This window comes from Quisquiliibacterium sp. (genome assembly GCF_982640115.1).
The window spans coordinates 1-7,502 of record NZ_CEXFHW010000184.1 but is presented as its reverse complement, the minus strand read 5'-3'; the positions used below and the strand labels follow the sequence as shown (position 1 = coordinate 7,502).

At 69.2% G+C, this 7,502-nt stretch carries 6 protein-coding genes; all 6 read left to right on the top strand.

Going from position 1 to position 7,502, the window contains the following annotated elements; translation table 11 throughout:
- The first annotated feature begins 95 nt into the window (after positions 1-95).
- The gene (gene rimP / locus AC2H6A_RS16340; protein ID WP_484274778.1) at positions 96-659 is read left to right on the top strand and encodes a ribosome maturation factor RimP; all 564 of its coding nucleotides are present in this window, start codon (positions 96-98) and stop codon (positions 657-659) included.
- An 11-nt stretch (positions 660-670) separates the two neighbouring features.
- Positions 671-2,155 (top strand): transcription termination factor NusA, encoded by a 1,485-nt coding sequence (gene nusA / locus AC2H6A_RS16335; protein WP_484274777.1) that lies wholly within the window; start codon positions 671-673, stop codon positions 2,153-2,155.
- A 28-nt stretch (positions 2,156-2,183) separates the two neighbouring features.
- A complete protein-coding gene (gene infB, locus AC2H6A_RS16330; RefSeq protein WP_484274776.1) occupies positions 2,184-5,159 on the top strand; it encodes a translation initiation factor IF-2 in 2,976 nt (991 codons plus the stop codon).
- A complete protein-coding gene (gene rbfA / locus AC2H6A_RS16325) occupies positions 5,156-5,533 on the top strand; it encodes a 30S ribosome-binding factor RbfA (protein WP_484274775.1) in 378 nt (125 codons plus the stop codon). Before infB ends, rbfA begins: the two co-directional genes overlap by 4 nt.
- A 94-nt stretch (positions 5,534-5,627) precedes the next feature.
- Positions 5,628-6,608, top strand: coding sequence for a tRNA pseudouridine(55) synthase TruB (gene truB, locus AC2H6A_RS16320; protein WP_484274774.1), 981 nt, complete (start codon positions 5,628-5,630; stop codon positions 6,606-6,608).
- The coding region (locus tag AC2H6A_RS16315) for a GTP-binding protein (RefSeq protein WP_484274773.1) at positions 6,605-7,502 on the top strand (898 nt) is incomplete at its 3' end. The genes truB and AC2H6A_RS16315, both read left to right, overlap by 4 nt.

Below are 7,502 nucleotides of genomic sequence, written 5' to 3'. Positions count from 1 at the left end.
TTTTTTTTTGCGCAGGCGCTTTGTGATGTCGCCCTGCAGCGCGCTATCGGGCCGCAGGCGGCATCCCGGTCAACTCTCTCACGGGAATCAGTCTGTTGGGTTCGTGGCAGTCCGCCGTCGAGTCGACGGTCGTCGGCATGGGTTATGAGGTGGTCGACGCCGAAATGGCGGTCGGGGGCGTGCTGCGCGTGTTCATCGACCGGCCTGAAGGCATCCGGATGGAAGACTGCGAGGCGGTCAGCCGGCAGCTCTCCGCGGTGCTGGGCGTCGAGGATGTCGATTACAAGCGGCTGGAGATTTCCTCGCCGGGCCTTGATCGGCCGCTGAAGAAGCCGGCCGACTTCGTGCGGTTCGCGGGCGAGGAGGTCACGGTCAAGCTCAAGCGCCCGCTGGAAGGGCGGCGGCACTTCGAGGGCATTCTCGAGGTCGAGCCCGATGGCCGTTTCGGGCTGGTGCTGATCGAGCCCGCACCGGCGCCGCGAGGCGGTGCCCGGGTGGCGCCACCCAGGCCCGGGGCGGCGCGCCGGGTCTCCCGCGATGCAGTGGCCGTTGGCGGCAAGTCCCGGGCGGTGACGGGCGAGCAGCCGGCGGCGCGAAAGCTGGTGTTTGCGCTCGACGAGATCGATCGGGCACGTCTGGTGCCCAAGGTGGCGTTCTAGGAGGCCTGGCCATGAGCCGTGAAGTCCTGTTGCTGGTAGACGCGCTGGCGCGCGAAAAGAATGTGGCCCGAGAGGTGGTGTTCCAGGCCCTCGAGAGTGCGCTCGCATCCGCGACCAAGAAGCGCTTCAAGGAAGACATCGATGCGCGGGTCGCCATCGACCGCATGAGCGGCGACTACGAGGCCTTCCGCCGCTGGCAGGTGGTGCCGGACGGCGAACTCGAGGACCACGACCTGCAGATGATCGTGTCCGAGGCCCAGAAGCAGATCCCCGATGTGCAGGTGGGTGACTTCATCGAAGAGGAACTCGACGCGATCGATCTCGGCCGCATCGGGGCGCAGGCCGCCAAGCAGGTCATCCTCCAGAAGATCCGCGATGCCGAGCGCGAGCAGATCATCGCCGACTTCCTCGCCCGCGAAGAGCCGATCCTCTCGGGCACGGTCAAGCGCATCGACCGCGAAGGCGCGGTCATCGAGGCTGGCAAGCTCGAGGCGCGGCTGCCGCGCGACCAGATGATTCCCAAGGAGAATCTACGGGTGGGTGACCGGGTGCGTGCGATGTCCCTGCGGGTCAACCGCGAAGGCCGCGGGCCGCAGCTCATCCTGTCGCGCACCTCGCCCGACTTCATCCGCCACCTGTTCGCGCTCGAGGTGCCCGAGATCGAGCAGGGTCTGCTCGAGATCAAGGCTGCCGCGCGCGACCCGGGCGTTCGCGCCAAGATCGCGGTCTTCACCAAGGATCGTCGCATCGATCCGATCGGCACCTGCGTGGGCGTGCGCGGCTCGCGCGTGCAGGCCGTCACCGGCGAGCTCGCCGGCGAGCGGGTCGATATCGTGCTCTGGTCCGAAGACCCGGCGCAGTTCGTGATCGGCGCGCTCGCGCCGGCCAATGTGTCTTCCATCGTGGTCGACGAAGACCGCCACAGCATGGATGTGGTGGTCGACGAGGACAACCTCGCGCTGGCGATCGGCACCGGCGGGCGCAATGTGCGCCTGGCCTCCGAGCTCACCGGCTGGCAGATCAACATCATGAGCGCCGACGAGTCGCAGCAGAAGTCGACCTCCGAGCGCATGGTGGTGCGCGACCTCTTCATGCACAAGCTCGATGTCGACGAGGAGGTTGCCGACATCCTCATCGACGAGGGCTTCACCAGCGTCGAGGAAGTGGCCTATGTGCCGATCAACGAGATGCTCGAGATCGAGGCCTTCGACGAAGACACGGTCAACGAGCTGCGCAACCGCGCGCGCAATGTGCTGCTGACCGAGGCGATTGCCACCGAGGAGAAGATCGAGAAGACCGCGGAAGATCTGCTCACCCTCGAGGGCATGGACCGGCAGCTGGCGGCCCGCCTGGCCGACAGCGGCGTGTTCACGCGTGACGAGCTGGCGGAACTCGCGGTCGACGAGCTGGTCGAGGCCACCGGCGTCGACGAGGAGCGGGCCCGCGAGCTGATCCTCAAGGCGCGTGCGCACTGGTTCGAGAACGAGTCGGCCTGAGACGGCGGGCGCGACCCAAAGGATGACGATGGTGCTGACCAACGTAGCGAAATTCGCTGCCGAGCTGAAGATGCCCGCTGACGTGCTGCTCGAGCAGCTGCGTACGGCCGGCGTGAACAAGTCCTCTCCGCAGGACAGCCTCACCGAGGCCGACAAGGAGCAGCTGCTCACGGCGCTGCGGCGGGCCCACGGCGCCGACGACCCGCTCAAGAAGAAGAAGATCACCCTCACCCGCAAGCAGACCTCCGAGATCAAGCAGGCCGATGGTTCGGGCAAGGCCCGCACCATCCAGGTCGAGGTCCGCAAGAAGCGGGTGTTCGTCCAGCGTGACGGCGCCGACGGACTGGCCGATTCGGCAGCTGCCGAGGCCGCTGCCGCTGAAGCCGCTGCCGCCGAGGCCGCCGCCGCCGAAGCGGCTGCCGAAGCCGCCCGCGCCGCCGAGGAGGAGGCCCGTCGCCTCGCCGAAGAAGAAGAGCGCAACCGCCAGTTGCTCGAACAGCAGGCGGCCGAGTTGCAGGCCAAGCAGGAGGCCCTCGAGCGCGAGCGCGAGCGCGAGCAGGAAGCGGCCGCCGAAGCGGCCCGTCGCGAGGAAGCGGCGCGCATCGAACGCGAGCGGCTGGCTCAGCTGGCCGCCGCCCAGGCCTCGGCCCAGGCGCCGGCAGCCGCGCCCGGCGCGGTTGCCGCCGGTGCCGAAGCGGTCAAGCCCCAGTCCGAAGACGACCGCCAGCAGGCCGTGGCCCAGACCCGCGCCGCGGTCGAGGCGGTCGATCAGGCTGCGGCTGCCGCCGCCCGTGCCCAGCAGGAGGCCGCAACCCGCGCCGAGGCGCGCCGTCGCGCCGAAGCCGAGGTCGCCGAGATCAACCGGCTGATGAACGCCCAGCGTCGCCCGCAGCCCAAGGTGGCCGAGGCGCCGCCGCCGGCACCGGTCAAGCCGGAAGCGGCCGCGGCCAAGCCGGGTGCGCCCGGTGCCCCGGGTGCCAAGGGCGCCACCACCGGCACCCTGCATCGCCCGGTCACGGCCAAGACGGATGCCAAGCCGGCGGCAACCACCGCCGACAGCAAGGACAAGAAGCACGTCAAGTCCGAGAAGCTCTCCTCGTCCTGGCACGAGGAAGGCGCCAAGCGGCGGGCCCTCAAGACGCGAGGCGACACCGGTGGCGCCAGCGGCTGGCGCGGCGGTCCGCGCGGCGGTGGCCGTCACCGCGATCACCGCGACGACGCGGCCGGCAGCCAGGGCTCCAACGAACCGGTGGTGCGCGAGGTGCACGTCGCCGAGACCATCACCGTGGCCGATCTCGCCCACAAGATGTCGGTCAAGGCGGCCGAGGTGATCAAGCGACTGATGCAACTCGGTCAGATGGTCACCATCAACCAGGTGCTCGATCAGGAAACCGCGATGATCCTGGTCGAAGAGATGGGTCACAAGGCGGTGGCCGCCAAGCTCGACGATCCCGAGACCTTCCTCGAGGAGGCGCCGGTCACCGATGTCGAGCAGCTCAGCCGCCCGCCGGTGGTCACCGTCATGGGCCACGTCGATCACGGCAAGACCTCGCTGCTCGATTACATCCGCCGCGCCAAGGTGGCGGCGGGTGAAGCCGGTGGCATCACGCAGCACATCGGCGCGTATCACGTCGAGACCCCGCGCGGCGTGATCACCTTCCTCGACACCCCGGGTCACGAGGCCTTCACGGCCATGCGGGCACGCGGTGCCAAGGCCACCGACATCGTCATCCTGGTGGTGGCGGCCGATGACGGCGTCATGCCTCAGACCATCGAGGCCATCCACCACGCCAAGGCGGCATCGGTGCCGATCGTGGTTGCCATCAACAAGATCGACAAGCCCGAGGCCAATCCCGACCGGGTCAAGCAGGAACTGGTCGCGCAGGAGGTGGTGCCCGAGGAGTACGGCGGCGAGTCGCCCTTCGTCGAGGTCTCGGCCCGCACCGGTGCCGGCATCGACACGCTGCTCGAGAATGTGCTGCTGCAGGCCGAGGTGCTCGAGCTGCGCGCACCGCGCGAGGGCGCGGCCAAGGGCCTGGTGATCGAGGCCCGCCTCGACAAGGGCCGTGGTCCGGTGGCCAGCGTGCTGGTGCAGTCGGGAACCCTCAAGCGCGGCGATGTGCTGCTCGCCGGCAGCGTCTTCGGCCGGGTGCGTGCCATGCTCGACGAGGCCGGCAAGCCGGTCACGGAGGCCGGCCCGTCCATCCCGGTCGAGATCCAGGGTCTGTCCGAGGTGCCGCAGGCCGGTGAAGAGGTGCTGGTGCTCGGCGACGAGCGCAAGGCCCGGGAAATCGCGCTCTTCCGTCAGGGCAAGTTCCGCGATGTCAAGCTCGCCCGCCAGCAGGCCGCCAAGCTCGAGAACATGTTCGAGCAGATGAACGAGGGTGCCGCCAAGGCCCTCTCGCTGATCATCAAGTCCGATGTCCAGGGCTCGCAGGAGGCGCTCGTCCACGCGATGGCCAAGCTCTCCACCGACGAGGTCAAGGTCCAGGTGGTTCACTCGGCGGTGGGCGGCATCACCGAGAGCGACATCAACCTCGCCACCGCGTCCAAGGCCGTGGTCATCGGCTTCAATGTGCGCGCCGACCAGCAGGCCAAGCGCCTTGCCGAGTCCAACGGCATCGACATCCGCTACTACAACATCATCTACGAGGCGGTCGATGACGTGAAGCTGGCCATGTCCGGCATGCTCGCGCCCGAACAGCGCGAGGAGATCACCGGCATGGTTCAGATCCGCCAGATCTTCCGCATCTCCAAGGTGGGCACGATCGCTGGCTGCATGGTCACCGAGGGTCTGGTGCGCCGCAATTCCAAGATCCGCCTGCTGCGCGACCAGACCGTCATCTGGACGGGCGAGCTCGAGTCCCTCAAGCGCTTCAAGGACGATGTCCGCGAGGTCAAGGAAGGCTTCGAGTGCGGCCTGTCGCTGCGCGGCTACGACGACATCAAGGAAGGCGACCAGCTGGAGGCCTTCGAGGTGAAGGAGGTCGCTCGCAGCCTATGACCCGCCACAAACCCGGCGGCAGCGGCCGCGGCGCGCGCGTGGCCGAGCAGATCCACCACGAGCTCGCCGAGATGGTCCGCGGCGAGCTCAAGGATCCCAGGGTGGGTCTGGTCACCCTCACCGGTGTCGACCTCACGCCCGACTACGCCTATGCCACGGTGTGGTTCAGCGTGCTCCCCGACGACCCGGCCACGCTCGAGCTCACGCTCCAGGGGCTGCGCCGCGCGGCGGGCTTTCTGCGCTCGCAGCTCGGCAGGCGGGTGCGCATCCACACCACGCCGGAACTGCGTTTCGTCCACGACCCTTCGGTGGGGCGTGGCGCGAGCATGTCGGCGCTCATCGACGCGGCCAACTCGGTACAGGCCCGCGACTGACCCGCTCGGCGGGTCGTCTTCGGCCGGTCATCCCGGCCGCTCATGCTTCACCGCGGCCTGCGCCGCGTCCTACCCGCGGCCACGCCGCCCGATCATGAATCGCCAGGAAACACAGGACATCGACGGCGTGATGCTGCTGGACAAGCCGGCGGGCTGGGGCTCGACCGACGCGCTCAACCGCGTCAAGCGGCTGCTCGGCGCGCGCAAGGCTGGCCATGGCGGCACGCTCGACCCGATGGCCACCGGCCTGCTGCCCCTGGCCTTCGGGCTGGCCACCCGGTTCTCGCATGAGAGCCTGCAAGCCGACAAGGGCTATCGCGCCACGATGCTGATGGGCATCGTCACCGACACCGCCGATGCGCAAGGGCGCGAGCTTCGCCGGCGGCCGGTGGCCGTCAGCGAGGCGGCGCTGCGCGAGGCCTGTGCCGCCCATGTCGGGCGCATCGAGCAGGTGCCGCCGATGTTCTCGGCGCTCAAGCGCGACGGCCGACCGCTCTACGAGTATGCCCGCGAAGGCATCGAGCTCGAGCGCGCGCCGCGCACGGTGCACATCGATGCCATCGAGCTGCTCGGCCTCGAGCCGGTGCCCGGCGTGGCCGAGGGTGAGCCCGGTTCGCTGCGGGCCGAGATCTCGGTGCGCTGCGGCAAGGGCACCTACATCCGCACGCTGGCCCAGGACATCGGCGAGCGCCTGGGGTGCGGCGCGCATCTCGTGGCGCTGCGGCGCGAACGCGTCGGTGGGCTCGGCCTGCAGGGCGCGGTGACGCTGGCCCTGCTCGAATCCCTCGACCTGCCCGAGCGGCTGGCGCTGCTGCGGCCGGCCGACACGCTGGTGGCGGGACTGCCGCCGCTGGTGCTCGACGAGCCGCATGCACGCCGCTTCCTGCACGGCCAGCGCCTGCGGCTGGCCGCCAACACCCGCGCGGAACCCGATCGGGCCTGCGCGCCGGACAGCGGTCAGCGGGTGCGCGTCTACCACGGTGCGCGCCTGATCGGCACCGGCCAGTACGACGACGGGCTGCTCGCGCCGCGCCGTCTCCTTCCCTTTTGCATCAACCCAACGAGTCCCTCATGACCACCCCGATCCGCAACATCGCGATCATCGCCCACGTCGACCACGGCAAGACCACCCTGGTCGACCAGCTGCTGCGGCAGTCGGGAACCTTCCGCGCCAACCAGCAGGTGGCCGAACGCGTGATGGACAGCAACGACCTCGAGCGCGAGCGTGGCATCACCATCCTCGCCAAGAACTGCGCGGTCGAATACGACGGCACCCGGATCAACATCGTCGACACCCCCGGTCACGCTGACTTCGGCGGCGAGGTCGAGCGTGCGCTCTCGATGGTCGATGGCGTGCTGCTGCTGGTCGACGCGGTCGAAGGCCCCATGCCGCAGACCCGCTTCGTCACCCGCAAGGCACTGGCGCTGGGCCTGCGTCCCATCGTCGTCATCAACAAGATCGATCGCCCGGGTGCCCGCCCCGACTGGGTGGTGAGCCAGACCTTCGACCTCTTCGACAAGCTTGGCGCCACCGAGGAGCAGCTCGACTTTCCGGTGGTCTATGCCTCTGCGGTCAACGGCTTCGCCCTGTCGGCCATCCGCGACCTGCCCGCGGGTGGGGTCGACGGCGCGGCCGCGGCCCAGGCGATGGGCCTGAGCATGGCGCCGCTTTTCGAGGCGGTTCTCGCGCATGTGCCGGCCCGCGCCGACGATGTCGAGGGCGCGCTGCAGCTGCAGATCTCGGCGCTCGACTACTCCAGCTATGTCGGCAAGATCGGGATTGGCCGGGTGGCGCGCGGCCGGGTGCGCACCGGCCAGCAGGTGCTGGTGATGTTCGGCGATCCGGCCGTCACCGGGCGTGCCCCGGTGAGCGGCAAGGTCAACCAGGTGCGGCGCTTCAAGGGTCTCGAGCGCGAGGTGGTCGATGAGGCGCAGGCTGGCGACATCATCGCCATCAACGGCATCGAAG